Source organism: Paracoccus saliphilus (assembly GCF_028553805.1).
GTDB lineage: Bacteria > Pseudomonadota > Alphaproteobacteria > Rhodobacterales > Rhodobacteraceae > Paracoccus > Paracoccus saliphilus.
Window position 1 is genome coordinate 1,846,702 of sequence record NZ_CP067140.1, and the last position, 16,017, is coordinate 1,862,718.

The 16,017-nt window shown below is 58.8% G+C and carries 17 protein-coding genes and 1 pseudogene; 4 read left to right on the forward strand and 14 right to left on the reverse strand.

Translation table 11 applies throughout. The annotated features are described in order from the left end of the window. Nucleotides 1-156 precede the first annotated feature (156 nt). The 4 genes from JHX88_RS08815 to JHX88_RS08830 form a co-directional block, all read right to left on the reverse strand. Nucleotides 157-375: a hypothetical protein gene (locus JHX88_RS08815; protein ID WP_076528152.1), complete on the reverse strand. Its 219-nt coding sequence runs from the start codon at nt 373-375 to the stop codon at nt 157-159. Continuing rightward, on the reverse strand, nt 372-593 hold the full coding sequence (locus tag JHX88_RS08820; RefSeq protein WP_076528154.1) for a hypothetical protein: 222 nt from the start codon (nt 591-593) through the stop codon (nt 372-374). The genes JHX88_RS08815 and JHX88_RS08820 overlap by 4 nt, the downstream gene beginning before the upstream one ends. Next, nucleotides 593-790 (reverse strand): hypothetical protein, encoded by a 198-nt coding sequence (locus JHX88_RS08825; RefSeq protein WP_141225921.1) that lies wholly within the window; start codon nt 788-790, stop codon nt 593-595. The genes JHX88_RS08820 and JHX88_RS08825 overlap by 1 nt, the downstream gene beginning before the upstream one ends. A gap of 217 nt (nt 791-1,007) precedes the next feature. Further along, complete coding sequence (locus JHX88_RS08830; protein ID WP_272848224.1) at nt 1,008-1,343, reverse strand: helix-turn-helix domain-containing protein; 336 nt, start codon at nt 1,341-1,343, stop codon at nt 1,008-1,010. Between the two features lie 34 nt (nt 1,344-1,377). Here JHX88_RS08830 and JHX88_RS08835 point away from each other — a divergent pair, with 34 nt between their 5' ends. The 4 genes and pseudogenes from JHX88_RS08835 to JHX88_RS08850 all read left to right on the forward strand — a co-directional run bounded on the left by JHX88_RS08835 (nt 1,378) and on the right by JHX88_RS08850 (nt 4,838). Beyond that, nucleotides 1,378-1,686 (forward strand): hypothetical protein, encoded by a 309-nt coding sequence (locus tag JHX88_RS08835; protein WP_141225922.1) that lies wholly within the window; start codon nt 1,378-1,380, stop codon nt 1,684-1,686. 54 nt (nt 1,687-1,740) lie between these two features. Beyond that, a pseudogene (locus JHX88_RS08840) lies at nt 1,741-2,984 on the forward strand (IS3 family transposase). 896 nt (nt 2,985-3,880) lie between these two features. Beyond that, a complete protein-coding gene (locus JHX88_RS08845) occupies nt 3,881-4,261 on the forward strand; it encodes an ElaB/YgaM/YqjD family protein (RefSeq protein WP_076528352.1) in 381 nt (126 codons plus the stop codon). Between the two features lie 10 nt (nt 4,262-4,271). Beyond that, a complete protein-coding gene (locus JHX88_RS08850) occupies nt 4,272-4,838 on the forward strand; it encodes a hypothetical protein (RefSeq protein WP_076528354.1) in 567 nt (188 codons plus the stop codon). Between the two features lie 12 nt (nt 4,839-4,850). Here JHX88_RS08850 and JHX88_RS08855 read toward each other — a convergent pair whose 3' ends face one another. From JHX88_RS08855 to JHX88_RS08900, 10 genes are all read right to left on the reverse strand, one after another. Further along, nucleotides 4,851-5,210 (reverse strand): DUF1850 domain-containing protein, encoded by a 360-nt coding sequence (locus JHX88_RS08855; protein WP_076528356.1) that lies wholly within the window; start codon nt 5,208-5,210, stop codon nt 4,851-4,853. Further along, the gene (locus tag JHX88_RS08860; protein WP_076528358.1) at nt 5,207-7,291 is read right to left on the reverse strand and encodes a TRAP transporter permease; all 2,085 of its coding nucleotides are present in this window, start codon (nt 7,289-7,291) and stop codon (nt 5,207-5,209) included. Before JHX88_RS08860 ends, JHX88_RS08855 begins: the two co-directional genes overlap by 4 nt. Before the next feature lie 59 nt (nt 7,292-7,350). After that, the gene (locus JHX88_RS08865; RefSeq protein ID WP_076528359.1) at nt 7,351-8,307 is read right to left on the reverse strand and encodes a TAXI family TRAP transporter solute-binding subunit; all 957 of its coding nucleotides are present in this window, start codon (nt 8,305-8,307) and stop codon (nt 7,351-7,353) included. A 169-nt stretch (nt 8,308-8,476) separates the two neighbouring features. Next, nucleotides 8,477-8,839 carry a Grx4 family monothiol glutaredoxin gene (gene grxD / locus JHX88_RS08870; RefSeq protein WP_076528361.1) on the reverse strand — a complete coding sequence of 121 codons (363 nt, stop codon included), beginning with the start codon at nt 8,837-8,839 and terminating at the stop codon, nt 8,477-8,479. Between the two features lie 82 nt (nt 8,840-8,921). After that, entirely contained in the window at nt 8,922-9,164 is a 243-nt protein-coding gene (locus JHX88_RS08875; RefSeq protein ID WP_076528363.1) for a BolA/IbaG family iron-sulfur metabolism protein, read from the reverse strand. A 292-nt stretch (nt 9,165-9,456) separates the two neighbouring features. Continuing rightward, nucleotides 9,457-10,395: a TniQ family protein gene (locus JHX88_RS08880; RefSeq protein WP_076528366.1), complete on the reverse strand. Its 939-nt coding sequence runs from the start codon at nt 10,393-10,395 to the stop codon at nt 9,457-9,459. Nucleotides 10,396-10,397: 2 nt separating this feature from the next. Beyond that, nucleotides 10,398-11,363 carry a TniB family NTP-binding protein gene (locus tag JHX88_RS08885; protein ID WP_076528368.1) on the reverse strand — a complete coding sequence of 322 codons (966 nt, stop codon included), beginning with the start codon at nt 11,361-11,363 and terminating at the stop codon, nt 10,398-10,400. A 4-nt stretch (nt 11,364-11,367) separates the two neighbouring features. Next, nucleotides 11,368-13,581: a Mu transposase C-terminal domain-containing protein gene (locus JHX88_RS08890; RefSeq protein ID WP_076528371.1), complete on the reverse strand. Its 2,214-nt coding sequence runs from the start codon at nt 13,579-13,581 to the stop codon at nt 11,368-11,370. Next, nucleotides 13,581-14,291: a hypothetical protein gene (locus JHX88_RS08895; protein ID WP_076528373.1), complete on the reverse strand. Its 711-nt coding sequence runs from the start codon at nt 14,289-14,291 to the stop codon at nt 13,581-13,583. The genes JHX88_RS08890 and JHX88_RS08895 overlap by 1 nt, the downstream gene beginning before the upstream one ends. Before the next feature lie 842 nt (nt 14,292-15,133). Next, nucleotides 15,134-15,775, reverse strand: coding sequence for a hypothetical protein (locus tag JHX88_RS08900; RefSeq protein ID WP_141225930.1), 642 nt, complete (start codon nt 15,773-15,775; stop codon nt 15,134-15,136). Between the last annotated feature and the right edge of the window lie 242 nt (nt 15,776-16,017).

The following is a 16,017-nucleotide window of genomic DNA, read 5'->3' on the forward strand; positions in this document are numbered from 1 at the left end:
AAGGCAAGGCGGACCGCATTTTCCAGTGCATCGATCCGCTCAGCCGTCCCACCCGGCTTCCGTGCCCTGGCCCGCCATTCGGCGCGACAGTCGGGGCAGGCCCGGTAATGATCGTCGGGCTTTGGCCCGCCGCAATTGTTGCAGAGGACGGCGACGTCAGACCGTCGCATTGTGGCCCTCCTCGTCAACCGCCCGCCCGATCTCGGCCGCCAGCCGTTCGATCATGTCGTCATCGGCGACGGTGCCATCCTGTTCTAGCAACGCCATCGCAGCTGCGGTGCGCCCCATGTCGCCGCAATAGTCTTGGCGGACCTGGAAGGCGTAAGCCTCGCGGAGCTGATCGTCGGTGAAGGTGGAAAGGGTAGGGATACTCATTTCAGCCACCATGCGGCCAGCGCGCCGCCCGCGAAGGTCCCGAACATGCCCACGGCGATGTAGATCAGATCGCAGGCCTTGATGGATTGCAGCGGCGACGGCACCTCGTGGTCCTCGACGGCCGGCAGGTCGATCGGCAGTGGATTGCCTGGCGCTTCGCTTTCCGGTCCCTGCCGCGTGCTGCGGCCAGCGTGGCGGGTGACGATACGCTCCTCCATTACCTTGCCCCCTCGTGACCGATCGGCGGGCGATGGCACTGCCGAAGGGTGCGGCCCTCTGCATTCGATCGGATGTACCAGGCGAGCCTGCGTGCGACCGGGCCAGCGGCTGCGGCTGCCTCGGGGTCGGTCAGAACCTTCCGGACCTGATCATGGATCGGATGCCGGGCAAGGGCGTCGTCGGGAAGAATTGACATGGCGATGGTCTCCATCGGGTTGCGATGGGCCAAGATGCATTCCAGATAAAATGGAACATCAATATATACATTACAAAAAAAATGGAATACTAGATTGCGCGTCTTGCAGTATCGGCAAATGTTCGCTTATTGTTCTTGCGGTGGAGTGAGGGGGAGAAAATCGATGAGCAGAGTCATGTTCGCAATAGGCGCAGTGGCGTATCGCTTGGGAATGACCTCAATCTGCTGTTTGCTCCCATTCACTGTTTGCGACTTCGAGTGCGGGGAAGAGACGATCCTGAACGTCGCCAGGTAGCTGAGAATAGTGACCGCTCATCAGGAAGTTGAAGTCTATTCTGTGCTCTTTGAAGAAGTAGCTCATAATTTCCCTGTTCGGGAATGTGTGAGCCTTTTCCATGTTGCTAATGTTCGTGGTTCTTTTTAGCCCTAAGCTTCTCGCCAGTTCGGTCTGCATCAAATTTGCCGCATATCTGGCGGCTTTCAGCCGAATTGCACATGCAACAATGCCCATGTCGCCAGTGTGCGCAAGTGAATGTTTTTGTTCGCTGTTCATGTCGGCCTTGTAGTCCGTTTTCAGAAATTCTGGAATGAATCTGTTCTGGAATATTGACATTCCAGAAAAACTGGATGATCTATCGGACATGACTCAGGCATCCGACATCACCACGGCCCAAGTATGCGACGCGATTGGTCGATCGACCATCGCTCGTTCGCTTGGCGTAAAGGTTACCGCGGTAAGTAATGCGGTGACGGACGGCAAGTTTCCGGCGAGGTGGTTTCTGGTCATCAATAAATTTTGCGAAGGTGACGGCATTCCATGTCCAGATCGCCTTTTCAGCTTTGTTGGTGCGGATGCGGTGGGTCGGCAAATATCCATCCAAAGGCGATGCCGGTGATGCTCCCCCATTGGATTGGTCCACCGTTATGTTTAGGAAAACGGAGGATCAGAAATGGCGAACAAGCGTCACAAACCCGAAGAAATTGTCACGAAGTTGCGGCAAGTTGAGGTCTTGGTCGGCCAAGGAATGTCGCGTGTCGATGCGATCCGTGAAGTTCGCGTTACCGAACAGACCTATTACCGTTGGCGCAAGCAATATGGCGGTATGGGAAGCGACCAACTGAAAGAACTCAAGCGACTTCAGAATTGAGCCTGTGAACGCCACCGGTTCGAGAGAGCAGGCGAACAATGAACGGCTGAGAAGGGCTGTGTCGGAGCTGACGTTGGACAAGCTGATCTTGGGGGAATGAGGCATGGAATGCCACTGGTTCGAATGACATGCCGAATGCCAAGGGAAACTTCTGAGCCCCGCTCGCCGTCGCGCCTGCATCGATCATGTGCGCAGCCAGATGAAGGTTTCCGAGCGTCGTGTGTGTCGTGTGCTGGGCCAACATCGCTCCACCCAAAGATATCCACCGCAAGGACGTGCCGACGAAGAGCGGCTGGTCGCAGACATGATCGAACTGGCCCGTCAATATGGCAGCTCAGGCTATCGTCGGATCGCAGCTCTGCTGAGAGAAGCTGGATGGCAGGTGAACGATAAACGCGTCGAAAGGCTGTGGCGGCGAGACTGAGGAGGATCAGGAAACAGTCCGGGGGACTGTTTGCCCGACGAAGCTTAAAGTGCCAATGAAACAACCGAAGAAAGGCCGGCTCTGGCTGAACGACGGATCATGCATCCGGCTCCGGCCGGAATATCGTGATCATGTCTGGTCCTATGATTTCGTTCATGGCCGCACCGATGATGGCAAGGTGTTCCGGACATTGAACATCCTGGATGAACACAGCCGGGAATGCCTGGCGATCAGGGTCAAGCGCAAGCTGAGTTCGAATGACGTGATCGATGCCTTGAGCGACCTGTTCATCATGCGGGGCGTGCCGGGGTTCATTCGCTCCGACAACGGCCCCGAGTTCGTGGCCCAGGCTGTTCAGGACTGGATCAAGGCTGTCGGTGCCAGAACGGCCTATATCGAGCCAGGTTCACCTTGGGAGAACGGCTATTGCGAGAGCTTCAATGCCCGGTTCAGGGATGAACTGCTCGACGGCGAGATCTTTTACAGCTTGCGAGAAGCACAAATCCTGATCGAACAATGGAGAAAACACTACAACACGAAACGACCGCATAGTGCTCTGGGCTATCGCCCGCCGGCACCGGAAACCATCGTATCGATAGACCCGAGCCTGCTCATGCACTAACAATCAAACCGGACCAATCAGATGGGGCGGGCCAGCCGCATAGATAAGCCGACACCAGCTGCAGGGCGAATGACACCAAGCATCAATATGGGCGACCTTAGGGGGCTCTCACTGATCGCTTCAAACATTCCATCAGTCGATTATCTCGGTGAAGACCCAGTCACGTTTGGTACCCGCGACACAATATTGTGTTGGGAGTTAGATGAACAACGCAAAATGGTTGTAAACCGACGCAGTAAGAGACCTGACAAAGGTACTGAACTACCCGAAAATGCATTCAGCAATTGGTCACCCAATGATGCTATAGATATGACTACCGGACCGCTCCTCAACAAATTTCGAAAGTCTTTAACACTCACCGGCTGGCCCTACGAAGACTGAAAAAGTCGAATAGACGACGTTTTCGGTTTTTTGCGGACTGCCCGTAAAAAAACCGAATCGAACATTCGCTGCGCCTCAATCGGGTGATCACATTGGGCTCAGAGCCGACCTTGCCGTCGCCAAGGATACGGCATTCGATCCTTACGGAATCAGACGAACGGGAAGTCTGGATGAGCGGCGCAACTGCCTTCGAGGTTCAGCGGCCACTAGAGGTAGTCGCGGAATCTCGGATCAGCGATTAAAGGGATGGCCAGAATTGATTGATAAACCCAAGTGAACGGTACATCCGAAGTAGCTTGACCGGGCGGTATCCTGCCCGGTCGCCTCTCAAACGTCATTGAAACCATTGGCAATACGCCGTGATTGTGGATCCAGAGGTCCCCCGTTCAAGCCGGGGAGGCGGTACCATCTTCTATTCCATGATATCCAATACGAATCCGACAGCGGTTTGGAACAAAGAACTGACTGATGTGTTTAGATCACGAAGGTGAACAAACACACCGAAAGGAAATCACATGGCTAACCGGACCACGACCGCCGAAGACATCAAGCGTGACACCAAGGCCGCCGCCCGCGAAGCGCGGGAGGACTTGGAAGAGGGTGCCCGCAAGATCAAGGAGGACGGACGCGAAACCCTGGAGGAACTGTCTAATAACCGGGCGGCCGAGCGTCTGCGCGAGCGCGGTGCGGAATTTGCCGAAACGGCCCGTGAAACAGGCCGCGAATATGCCGACCGCGCACGCGCGGAGGCCGGGCGGATTTACCAAGAGGGCCAACGCAAGGCCGAAGAACGCTATGACGAATTGTCCGAACTGGTCCGCCGTCACCCGGCAAGATCACTGGGGGTTGCGGCCGGTGTCGGCTTCCTCGTCGGTCTGATCCTCGCGCGCCGCTGAGACCGGGCATATGTTCGATTACACCCGGCGTCTTCAACTCGCCCTAGGAGACACGCTGCGACGTTCGGCCATGAAAATCGTGGCCGGCGTGGTAATTGCCATAGGGGCAGGGTTCCTGATCGCTGCATTGTGGACCTGGCTTGCCTATGGCCTGGAATGGGGCAGCATGTTTGCCTCACTGGCCATAGGTGGCGGGTTTCTGGTAATTGGGCTGCTTGTCCTGTTACTGGCGAAAACCCCTCGCCATCAGATGCCCACCAGCGATGAGTTGAAGCGCGAAGTCGATATGCGTGTCGGTCTTGCGACGGATATGGCAACCGAACGTGCGCGTGGCGAAGCTGCACGTATGGTGAGCATGGCCGAGAGCAAGCTGTTCTCGCTCTTTGGCGGTGCCAGAAAATCGGCGCGCAAGGCGGCCCGTACCCGGCGCAAGGTTTCTGCCGCGGCGAACAGCAATACCGGCAGCATGGTCAAGCTGCTGGTGGCTTTTGGCATTGGCGCTGCAGTTGCGTCCAAGCTGCGGGGCAGCGGTCGAGATCGCGATGACGAAGGTGATTACGACGACGATCTGACGTGATCAGGCTCGGGTTCAGGGGCAGGGGCGCAGGATGATAGGCGCGCCGGGTGCCGCACCGATTTCGCGGCAGGCCTCCCCGTCGCAGATACGCCATGCTCCACCAGTCGCGCCGCTTGCCGCAAGCACCAGTTGCGGTTGAACCGGCAGATCCGGCGTCCAGACCCACCAATCATCTTGCAGCTCGGCTCCCTCTCCGGGCTCCATCCCGGCGCCAGAGCCCTTGACCGCAGCCTTGGTCAAGCCAAGCCCACCCTCTTTGATCCGCCAATATTCGCGCCAGGTGACCTTCTCGACCGAATGGGTCCATTCCAACCGGAAATCCGCGCCATTCAGGGCGATAGTCATCATCCCGGCCAGAAGGCATCCGTTCATGCGCGAGATTTCCTCCACCACAAGAGCGCGAACAGGGCTGCGAGGGCCAAGCCGATCTCATCGGTCATTGGCATCGCGGCGATCAGGGTAAATGCAGCAATGGCAGCCAGAACACGCTCCCATACAGCCAGATTGTGCTGCAACCAGCCGATGACCGCAATCCCCCACAAGCCTATCGCGATTACGCATTTCAACACGATATAGGCGACGGCAGAGGCATAGCCGATGGATCCGGCCAAAGGCCCGCCATCCTGAAGCATCAGGGCCGGGGTATAGATCGCCATATAGGGAATCACGAAACCCGCCGCGGCGACCTTGAGTGCCTCGAAGCTGATCTTGAGGCCGCCTTCCTTCGCAATCGGAGCCGCGGCAAAGCAGGCCAGCGCCACGGGCGGAGTCAGATCGGCCATGATGCCGAAATAGAAGACGAACATGTGGCTGACGATCAGCGGCACGCCCAGTTCCAGCAGGGCGGGGGCGGCGATGGTCGAGGTGATGATGTAATTCGGTATGGTCGGGATTCCCATGCCAAGGACAAGGCAGGTCAGCATGGTCAGGACCAGCGACAGGAACAGGCTGTTCTGACCGACCGAGACGATATAGAGGCCGAATGTATTGGCGGCGCCCGTCAGGGTCATGGTGCCGATGATCACGCCGACCAAAGCGCAGGCCACGCCGACGGGCAGGGCGGTCTTGGCCCCCTCGGCAAGGCTGTCCACGACCTGCCGGATCGTCGCCCGCCCGCCTTGGCTGATCGCGTTCCAGATCAGCAGCACGGCGATCCCGGCCCATAGGGCGTTGTTGCCGAATTTCAGGAAGCTGGCAGCGACCAGCCCCAGCCCGATCCAGAAGATCGTCTTGAGCAATGGCGAGGGCAAGCCGAGCGCGGCCGAAGCACCGAGGATCAGCATCATCGTCAGTGCAAGCCCGACGGTCCCCGCGAAAAGCGGCGTATAGCCCGTGAACAGCAGGTAGACCAGAACCGCCAGCGGCAGGATCAGGTACCAGCCCTCGCGCAATGCCTTGATGGTCGAGGGCAATTCATCCTCGGCCATGCCGCGCAAATTGCGGCGGCCGGCCTCCAGATGGACCATCCAGAAGGCCGAGGCGAAATAGAGGATGGCAGGGATGATCGCGGCGCGGACGACTTCGATATAGGCGACCCCAAGGGTTTCGGCCATGATGAAAGCCACCGCACCCATCACCGGCGGCATGATCTGTCCGCCCATCGAGGCGGTGGACTCGACCCCTCCGGCAAAGGCGGCTCGATAACCGAAGCTTTTCATCAGCGGAATGGTGAACTGGCCGGTGGTGACGACATTGGCCACCCCGGATCCCGAGATCGTGCCCATGAGCCCCGAGCTGACAACCGACACCTTGGCCGCGCCGCCCATCCGATGACCGACCATCCCCAGGGAAACGTCGGTGAACAGCTTGATCATCCCGGCCTTTTCCAGGAAAGCGCCGAACAGGATGAACAGGAAGATATAAGTCGCCGAGACATAGAGCGGCGTGCCATAGATGCCCTCGGTGCCGAAGCTCATCTGTTCGACCACCTGGGCCAGCTCATAGCCGCGCGTGACCATGGGGCCGGGGAAGTATTCGCCGAAAAGTGCGTAAATCAGAAAGAACCCGGCGACGATGGGCAGGGCAGGGCCCATCACCACCCATGCGGCGGCGAATGTCCCAACCAAGGCGATGATGCCGATCACCACATCGATTTGGTTCAGCGATCCCGAACGCATCATCAGTGGCACATATTCCACCCATTGATATCCCGCGACAACCACGCCCAATGCCGCCATGATCCAGGCGACGATCTGCCCGACCGGGCCTTGTTTGCGGAGGGCGGCCAACAGTGGAAAACACAAGAGCATCAGGAAACCGAGATGCAGCGCCCGCTGTATCTGGCTGGAAAGGTTCACGATATGCGCGGCAATGGCAATCTGGTAGAGCGAGAAGGCGACCGCGATCCAATAGAGTATCCTGCCCTGAAAACCAGCAGGAAAGCTTTCGGTCAGTGGGTCATGAAGACCCGCGTCGACATGTTCCGCGCGGGCAGGATGCTGAGATTCGGCCATGTTTTTGTTCCTGGCGAAAGTTGGGCCGGAGACAATTCCGGCCCAATCAATCGAGATGTTTATTCAGCTTTGACGCCAATTTCATCATAGTAGCGCTGCGCGCCCGGATGCACCGGAATCGGCATGCCTTTCAGGGCGTTCTGAACATCCATGCTGGAGGTTGCCGCATGCGTCGCCTTGAGAGCGTCCAGATTGTCATACATCAGCTTGGTCATCTGGTAGGCGAGATCGTCGCTGACCGCCTCGGAGCTGACCAGGAAGTTGATCACCGCAACGGTCGGCACATCTTCAGCCTGCCCATCATAAGTCTCGGCCGGGATCGTTTCCGCGACATAGGGCGCACCAAGATTCGACGCCACCTCTTCGGGAACCGACACGACCGTGATCGGGATTGAGGTCGAGAGGTCCTTGAGCGATGCCACACCCAGCCCTGCAGATTGCAGTGTCGCGTCAAGCTGGCGGTTCTTCATCAGTTCGACCGATTCCGCGAAGGGCAGGTACTCGACCTTACCGAGATCGTCATAGCTCATGCCTGCCGCTTCCAGGATTGCCCGCGCATTCAGCTCGGTCCCCGATTTCGGAGCGCCGACCGACAGCGCCTTTCCCTTCAGATCCTCGAGCGTCTTGATGCCCGATTCCTCACTGGCAACGATCTGTATGAAGTTCGGATACATGGCCGAGATGCCGCGCAGCTTGTCCAGCGGCTCGGGGAAGCCGACATCGGCATTGCCCTCTGCCGCGAACTTCACCGAATCCCCAAGCGCAATTCCGATTTCCCCCTTGCCTTGTTGCAGCAGGTTCAGGTTCTCGACACTGGCCTTGGTGGATTGCACCTGAACCTTCGCATCGGGAATGCCATCGGTGTAGATCTTCGACAGCGCGCCACCGACCGGATAATAGACACCAGAGGTGCCGCCAGTCAGTATATTAATGAATTCCTGGGCGCCCGCCGTCATGGGTGCCGCACCGAAAACCATGGCCGTAGCGAGTGCTGCGACCCTTGTGCGAATGGTCATGAAGTCCTCCCTTGGAACTTGTTTGGATCGTTGAAGATTAAACCGGCGAAGCTACCCCGTCAAAAACCAAAATCATCTGGGCGTATAAACTTGTTGATAATCACGATCTAAAAAGGGTGCCGCGAAGGAAATTCGCAGACACCCTTGTTTTGGCGTTGAATTTTGACGATCAGGCGTTGGCTTCGCGGATTTTTTCGGCAGCATCCTTGTCATAACCAACTGCTTTTTGGTCAAATAGCTGATCCAACTCGCCCGACAGGGTCATCTCGGTGATGATATCGCAGCCACCCACGAACTCACCCTTGACGTAAAGCTGCGGAATCGTCGGCCAGTCCGAAAATTCCTTGATGCCTTGACGGATGCCGTCATCGGCCAGCACATTCACATCGCGAAAGCTGACCCCCATGTAATTCAGAACACCTGCAACTCGGCTGGAAAAGCCACATTGCGGCATTTCCTTGGTGCCTTTCATGAACAATACGACGTCATTGGAGGAGATCGTATCCTGGATCTGCGTGTTCACATCGCTCATTGCGTTGTCCTTCCGGTCACGTGCCCGCCTTTGGCGGGCTATGTCAAATATCGTCCGATATGCGGGGTAGGGACCGCATTTCCTATTCCGGCGCCTTCGTGGTCAGGGCCAATGCATGCAATTCGCCGGCCGGGCCATCCATCTTGCCTTGCAACGCGGCATAGACCGCCCGCTGCTGCTGAACCCGGTTCTTGCCACGGAAGCTTTCGTCGATCACCTCGGCCGCGTAATGATTTCCATCTCCGGCAAGATCAGTGATCGTGACTTGCGCGTCGGGAAATTCCGCACGAATGAGCGCTTCGATGTCATGGGCTTCCATTGCCATATGGGTTTCCTTCTGCCGTTGTCTACAGATGTAGGGGAAGCCCGGATGACCCGCAAGGGCGGTGTCCGACAACCGAAATACTGGCCACTATGGGTATCTGGGTTGCATATAACTAATTGATTTTATTATGATCAGGAAAGCCTTGTTTTGAGTTTTGTCCACTTTACATGCATTTCGTGGCCATAGAAATATTGCGACGCGACCAATAAAACGGCAAACAAAAAGCCGCCCGAAGGCGGCTGGATGGAAAATCTGAGTTTTTGGAAGGTGAGGTGGGAACGATCCCGCCGGTCTATTTTGCCGTGAAAAGCCTTGCGATATGCTCTTTGAGCAGGCGTCGGATAGGAGCATGCCCGCCGGGATAATGCGCATCGTCCAGCAGGTTGCCGAAGCTGTTCTGGATCGATCGCCTCGTCATCAAGCCCTTGGGGGCGCCTCGAGCCTGCAACAGACGGAACGCACGGCGGATGCCGTGTTCTCCCCTGGAGGTGAAGCGCCAACCAAGGGCCGATGCGGCGTCTCGTTCCTTGTTGGAAAGATCGTCGATGAACGTATACGGTTCGAAGGCAAGAGCGGTGCCCAGCAACTTCGTGGCGCGGATGGCCTGTTCGAGTGGCTGGTCGTCGAGCCATGCCGGGCCGGAGCGCCCTCCGATCCTACCGGCAATATAGCTCTGCAGCGGTGATTTTGGGCATGGCTCAGTGTTTACCGCGATATCTTTCAGCATGGGTGTGGTTTCAGGAACGCTTCCGCCGAATACGCCCGTTTCTTCTGATCCCTCGGGCCGATCCCGACGGATCAAGGACAGTGCGTGGACCGGACAAATCCGGATCGGTTTCATTCGCCAGATCAGCCGTTCACGCCGATGGATGGATGTATCCTGCCCGACCGCGCATGCAGCCGCATCATCCTCTGCCAGGCAGGCCGGGCAGAAACGGAGGTCTCGCGGCGGGCACAGGCTGTCGATCAGGGTTTGATCGCCGAGCCGATAAACCCGCCGGATATGCTGGATCGGGGTATTGCGCAGCACTGTCTCCGGTTCCTGCCCTGCCAGATTGCATAGGCGTGTCACCTCATCGGGTTGACCAAGGGAAACGAGAAAGGGGTCGAGACCGAGATCGCGCAGAAAGGTGTTGACCGACCCGCGGATGTGGAAGGCGGCCATGCGCGCGGCCCAGGACCAGTGGGTCTCATCCACCTTAAACGGCAGCAAGGGAAAGAGACGGGCCATGGTCACTTCCGACGACGACGACGGGCACGCGCGGGCAGGGCGAAATCGTCTTCTTCGTCACGGTCCGGATTAATTTGCGGCCAGTCCCGGGCGAGAAAAACGTTGCCGCCAAGCGGGCATCCCTCTTGCATGGCCCAGAACTCCGCGAAATGGTCGATGTCGAGCCGGTGCGCTCCACCTTCCAGCGCAAACTCGATCGCGCCGATGATCGTCTCGACGCAACGACCGAAGCGATAGCGTGCCCCATGGAACAGGCGCGGGATCAGGTCGCCCTCCAGTGGCGGCTCCAGCCCGGCGATCCGGCAATATTCCCCGATCACGCCCTGGAAGCTCGCGCCGTCGGCGGCTTCCGCGACCGGCGGCAGGATCAGCGTGTTGAACCGGCGCTGGACCTGTGGGTCGGAGCGGACGATCTCATGCAGTCTCTCGGTTCCGGAGAGGATGGGAATGACCGCCTCATCGCCCTGCATGAGGGCCTTGAGGGCCCGCAGAATGAGGTTCTTGTCGGCGCAGAACAGGTCATGGGCCTCGTCGATCCAGAGAACGGTGATGCCGAGATTCTTGAGCCGACCCCTCAGCGTTTCCCACAGGCTCCAGCCCTCGCGGTTGGCGGTGATCACCGGATAGCCGCTGCGTTCGAGCAAGGTGCCGCCCATGCTCTTGAAGGTGGCGGGGCTGGGCACACTGGCCTCCAGATAGTGCCGCCCGTCAGGCCCGGTCAGGACCGGGTGCCGTTCCAGGGCACGCGCGATCAGCGTGGTCTTGCCGCCGCCGGCGCCATCGATGACCATCACACCGCGGGTCTCCCGCCCCAGGGAAAATCGCTGGGGCTCGTGCTGGAGATTGCCTTCCTCGTCCCGGCACAACAGCCGGTCGAGGCGGGAGATGAACGCGGTGTCCCTGGGCGTGTCGATACGAAGCTTGCGCAACTGATGGAGGATGCGGGCGTTTTCAGCGAGATTGGACATGAGGCTACTCCGTGATTTTCCAGGGATCCGCCGCATGCGCGGAACCGGTCTGACTGGGGGTGTTGGCGGCATGGGGGTCTTCGGTGCGCGGCGGGACCGGCCCGGCGGGGACAGGTGGAGCGAGCGACTGAACGGGGGCCGGCTGGTGAGTTTTCAGGCCGGGAATGGAGCGCCCGATACCGTCGGTGGCAACGGCCCGCGCCGGCTTGTCGTCGGCACAGTTGAAGCCGATGAAGAGACGGTCCTCTTCCTGCTTGATCCGCTCTGGCGTCCAGTCATCAACCAGCAAGCCGGCCAGCCGGGTCGCCGCCGTGCTGCGCGCGTCGATCGCCTTGATCGCCGCCATGACCACCTTACGGTCAGCAGTCTTGTGCTCGGCATTCGCTGCCTTCAGCTCGCGGACGCCCGCCACCCACTGACGGGCGGAGACACCTTCGAAGTCCGGCAGGACCGTTCCGACCTCGAATTTCTGCCTATCCGCATAGACGGTCACCGTGCCGATGTCGTCCGGATGCCAACGGACCTCGACGTTGCGCTCTTCCTTGCTGGCCATCAGGCGCGCCAGTGCCTCGGAGTGATAGCGCATACCCAGCACGGTCACCCCCTCCCTGGACAGCTTGCGCGGCAAGCGCTCACCGAAGACCACTCGATGCGTATCCTTGTCGGGCGGCGGCTGCACACCCCATTCGCGAGTCAGGCGGCGCCAGCAATGAAGCGGGGTCTCACCGCCCAGCCCCGCATGAGGGGTATTGTGGTAGATGTCGACGATCCAGCGCACCAGGCAGAAGGCGAGGTCGTCGAAAGTCAGCGCGGCGCGCGCTTCCGGATCGGCATCGCCCTTCTCGCGAATGCTGCCGAAGGTTTGACCTGGCAGACGGGGCAGCAGGCCTGTGTTGAGGGTAAAGAAGAACCGTTCATTGCGGGCACGCACCTCTGCCAGACCCGCAGGAGCCCGCATCGTGGTGATACCCAGATCCGCACAAGCCACCCGGAAGCGCTCCGACTTGAAAGCCGGGCCATTGTCGGTGACGATAAGCGCAGGGGTGCCATGCATGTCCCAGGAACCGAGAGAACCCGCGGCATCGGCCCATTTCCCCTTGTCGCGCAAGATCATCTGCAGCACCTGCAGCGAGGCTTTCTCCTTGGCAGTGCGCGAGAAGGCCATGCCGAGGATGCAGCGCGTCGTGGCGCAGATGGCGACGGTCACAAACCAGCGTGCCTTGCTCCCATCGAGGCCGAGAATCTTGCGCTCTTCATCAGTCAGGAGCTGCAGCAGCCCCCAGGACTCCGTAAGCGAGATGATGTCGATGGTGTTCTCGTCGATTTCCACCCGTTCGAGCGGCCGGGTCAGGTGCAAGCCCTGGCCGACCGGCATGAACTTCTTGCGGGCAGCATCGACGCCTTCACGTGCAACCGCGACCGCATAAGGCTCGAGCATGTGGATTGCCCGGCGCACGGTCTCGTAGCTCGGAATGGGGAAGGGAGGGAGGCCTTCTGCCACGCGCTCCTCGTTGCGCGCCTCGAAGGCCCCGACGACATTCTCATGGATCTTCTTCATGGTCGGCCGGTCTTCGCTGGCATAGCGATTGACCTCGCACATCATCATGGCCAGCTGTTCGGGACCCATGAATCGGCTGCGATTCCCGCGCCGGTTCATCGCATCAATCAGGCCGCTCATGCCCATCGCCCGATATTCCGCCAGCCAGCGACGCAGCGTGCGCGGCGCAGGGCATTTGCTGAAATCCAGAGAGTGCTGGACATTTTCGCCACCATTGAACCGCGCCGCGTAGTCCATGGCTCGACCGCGCAACTCAAACTCGTTGGCTTTGATAACAACGTCCGTGCGCTTGATGCGCTTCTCGCTTTCCATCGCCAGGAACGCCTCGATATAGGCGCTCTTTTTCGACACCCGAGCGCCAGATTTCGGCTCCAGCTCGGAGACAAGCACACCTCCGGTGAGAAGACGGTGTTTCGCGCTCTCCGGGGCATAGAAGTTATGCTCGACCCGGATGCGCTTCATCGATCCCAGGCGGCTCAACTCCTCATGTCTGAAGTTGCAGCAACGGCCGGAACCGTCATCCATTTCCAGCAGCCAGCCTTCTTCGTTTCGACCGCAAGGCGCGGTTCTGTAGGCCGTGCCCTCGATGGTCACGCGGTCATGCTTGCCGAAAGCATAGTGATGGCGGTCGGTGTCGAAGTCGAGATTGAACATATGCATCAGAGGTTGTTCCCTTTGTAGACGGCGGTGGTCCGGGTGATCCGTTCAGCCCGGAGGAGGTGAAGGTGACCGCTGCGAACCAGCCGCAGCAGTGCACGGAAACCGGCGGCTCCGAAGCCGGTCCGATCAGTGAGTTCGGCCAGGGTGGGGGTGCCGGACATTTCCGACAGGACCTGAGCGGCCATGGTATCGGCTTCCGGATCACCAGCGCGGATAGCGTGCAGAAGCCATGCGTTGTGCAGTTCGACCGGATCGAGATCCGCATCGGTCAGCAGACGCAGATCATCGGCAAAGCGGCTTTCACGCAGCTGGGAGGCGATCTGTGGCATTTGCCGACCGAACCGGCCACCAACCCGGGCGGCGGGACGGACCGCACAAGCGATCCGGCTTCCATCCGTCCTGGTCACGAACAGATCGAAGTAGTGGGTGCGGCGCACGCCGTCCTCGTCGAACCATTCGAAACCCACTTGCTCGCGCAGATCGGCAATGTCGGGGCGGATTGAGAGACAGAGGCACCAGCAGAGTTCCAGATGGCTTTCCACCTGCACAATCCGGGCGGGGGAGCCGGAGACAGCGCCGCGACCTGAACCGTCACCGATCACGACATGGCCGCAAAAATGGGCCTTGGAGGTGACCGCGACGGAACGGTGCGCAGTGCTGGGGAGCGGCATGGCAAAGCCAGCCGGGTTTTCACCAGAAATATGAAGCATTTCTTTTTTCTCACAGAGGTTTAGACCCCGCCCGAAATCGGACGGTGGCAGGCTTGCACCAGAACAGCCTCGGGCTGATCCGGATGAACCGCTTTCTCGGAAAACGGGCATGAAGGGCCGGTCCCCGCCTCGCCGGATTCACGGTCGAGGTTGGGTGAGCCTGTCAGCCAGTCCTGGAAAAGGGCCTATGGGTGAGGAAAACCGCTGCCCATGCGGATCCCTTGCGTTAGGTCGCGGGATCTGCTATGGAAAAAGAGCATTGATAGGCGGGCTTCGGTCTGCCTCGAAACGATCACGCCGGGATGCACCAACATTCCGGTGTTTTCGTATCTGCAGGGTCAGGTCTTCATCGTTGCGCCCCTTTCATTTTAGGTCCTTAAGCGAGTTGCACTGTATCGTAATGCTCGCGCTCGCGAAAGAAGTATAGCAATATCATTGTCTTACGTGAGAATTGGAATTTACTTTCTACTCTTGTGCGGACCATCAGGCAAAGGAGGGAAGGTCTTGTGGACCATGCCTTCAATGCCACGACAGACAGTTATCAGGTGCCGGTCAGGGCCGGTCTCGTATTTATGCGAAAACGGCATGCCGGATTCACAAATTTTTGCACGAACCGATGGAAGATGCCGGTATTCTCACGCCGCACGACTCGAACAGCCGCGGTTTCTATCGGATGATTCGTTGATTGTCGCGACAGCCTGAGGAGCGAAAAGTTTGACGAACTTCGCGCCCGATCCGGATGGATCAGCGTATGAACCCGGACTGGGTGAGAGGGCAGTGAAGTTTCATTTGCCTAACTTCGGTCATGATCTCTTACCATTTCTTCTTGTGGCAACGACCGGTCAACCGGGACGGATGATTTCCGCCAGCCGACGTATCAGCGCCTCGTCCAGTTTTACGCTACGCTCGAACACGGGACGTTCGGCATCATCGCCAACCGTCTGGTATTCGACCCGCAAAACCTCGCCGGGAACCCGGTAGACCAGTTTCGCGGTCGGTCCGACACTATTCATCTGGACATTGATGGCGAAATCTTCCGCATTATCGAACTGTCCAGTTGCCATAGCATCTACCAGGGCGGCGATTCCCGTCCCGAAGTTCTCCGCTTCAATCAGATCCGCGCCAGCTTTGAAGCTGCCCAGGTCGGAAGGCTCGGCCGGATGCCGATCATATTGCTCCACCTGTTCCAACAGGGGCGGCAGATTTCCCAAAGCATCCGCATAGCGCTGCACATCGGTTTCCTGACGCGGCATCTGCGATACTTTTCGCACCACTCCGGGAGCGTCCTTCATTCCGACTCCATGCATCAGCGCAAAGCTCAGATTCACGACGTCCAGCCCGGACATCTTTGCTGCCGACCGGCCGCGTCCGCCTTTTCTTCGCAAGCCGGCGTCAGACAGGGCGCGGTCGATGCTTTCGACCGTCGCAGCGCTCACGCCGAACAGTTCGGCCGTAGCGGCGACCATTTCTCCCGACGTTGTCATCTGCCCACTCCATGCGGATAAAGTTCTTATGGAACCATATCGCAGGTTTCTTGAGGGCGTCAATGGTCATTCGAGAAAAATCCAGATGGAGGGTGGGGTGGGGCGGTGCCAACCTCAACCGGCGTTGTTCAGCCAGTGTGAATAGCGCTGTGTGACATCTTTGGCTTAAAAGAGCGACGTGGAAATGTTGGCGACAATGTCTGGAAATGCTTGCAATATCGCGCAATAAATTAAGTTGTGAG

Coding starts and splice junctions, on each gene's coding strand:
- JHX88_RS08815 (WP_076528152.1), bottom strand. CDS start 375: ATGAGTATCCCTACCCTTTCCACCTTCACCGACGATCAGCTCCGCGAG.
- JHX88_RS08820 (WP_076528154.1), bottom strand. CDS start 593: ATGGAGGAGCGTATCGTCACCCGCCACGCTGGCCGCAGCACGCGGCAG.
- JHX88_RS08825 (WP_141225921.1), bottom strand. CDS start 790: ATGTCAATTCTTCCCGACGACGCCCTTGCCCGGCATCCGATCCATGAT.
- JHX88_RS08830 (WP_272848224.1), bottom strand. CDS start 1,343: ATGAACAGCGAACAAAAACATTCACTTGCGCACACTGGCGACATGGGC.
- JHX88_RS08835 (WP_141225922.1), top strand. CDS start 1,378: ATGAATCTGTTCTGGAATATTGACATTCCAGAAAAACTGGATGATCTA.
- JHX88_RS08845 (WP_076528352.1), top strand. CDS start 3,881: ATGGCTAACCGGACCACGACCGCCGAAGACATCAAGCGTGACACCAAG.
- JHX88_RS08850 (WP_076528354.1), top strand. CDS start 4,272: ATGTTCGATTACACCCGGCGTCTTCAACTCGCCCTAGGAGACACGCTG.
- JHX88_RS08855 (WP_076528356.1), bottom strand. CDS start 5,210: ATGAACGGATGCCTTCTGGCCGGGATGATGACTATCGCCCTGAATGGC.
- JHX88_RS08860 (WP_076528358.1), bottom strand. CDS start 7,291: ATGGCCGAATCTCAGCATCCTGCCCGCGCGGAACATGTCGACGCGGGT.
- JHX88_RS08865 (WP_076528359.1), bottom strand. CDS start 8,307: ATGACCATTCGCACAAGGGTCGCAGCACTCGCTACGGCCATGGTTTTC.
- grxD (WP_076528361.1), bottom strand. CDS start 8,839: ATGAGCGATGTGAACACGCAGATCCAGGATACGATCTCCTCCAATGAC.
- JHX88_RS08875 (WP_076528363.1), bottom strand. CDS start 9,164: ATGGCAATGGAAGCCCATGACATCGAAGCGCTCATTCGTGCGGAATTT.
- JHX88_RS08880 (WP_076528366.1), bottom strand. CDS start 10,395: ATGGCCCGTCTCTTTCCCTTGCTGCCGTTTAAGGTGGATGAGACCCAC.
- JHX88_RS08885 (WP_076528368.1), bottom strand. CDS start 11,363: ATGTCCAATCTCGCTGAAAACGCCCGCATCCTCCATCAGTTGCGCAAG.
- JHX88_RS08890 (WP_076528371.1), bottom strand. CDS start 13,581: ATGCATATGTTCAATCTCGACTTCGACACCGACCGCCATCACTATGCT.
- JHX88_RS08895 (WP_076528373.1), bottom strand. CDS start 14,291: ATGCTTCATATTTCTGGTGAAAACCCGGCTGGCTTTGCCATGCCGCTC.
- JHX88_RS08900 (WP_141225930.1), bottom strand. CDS start 15,775: ATGACAACGTCGGGAGAAATGGTCGCCGCTACGGCCGAACTGTTCGGC.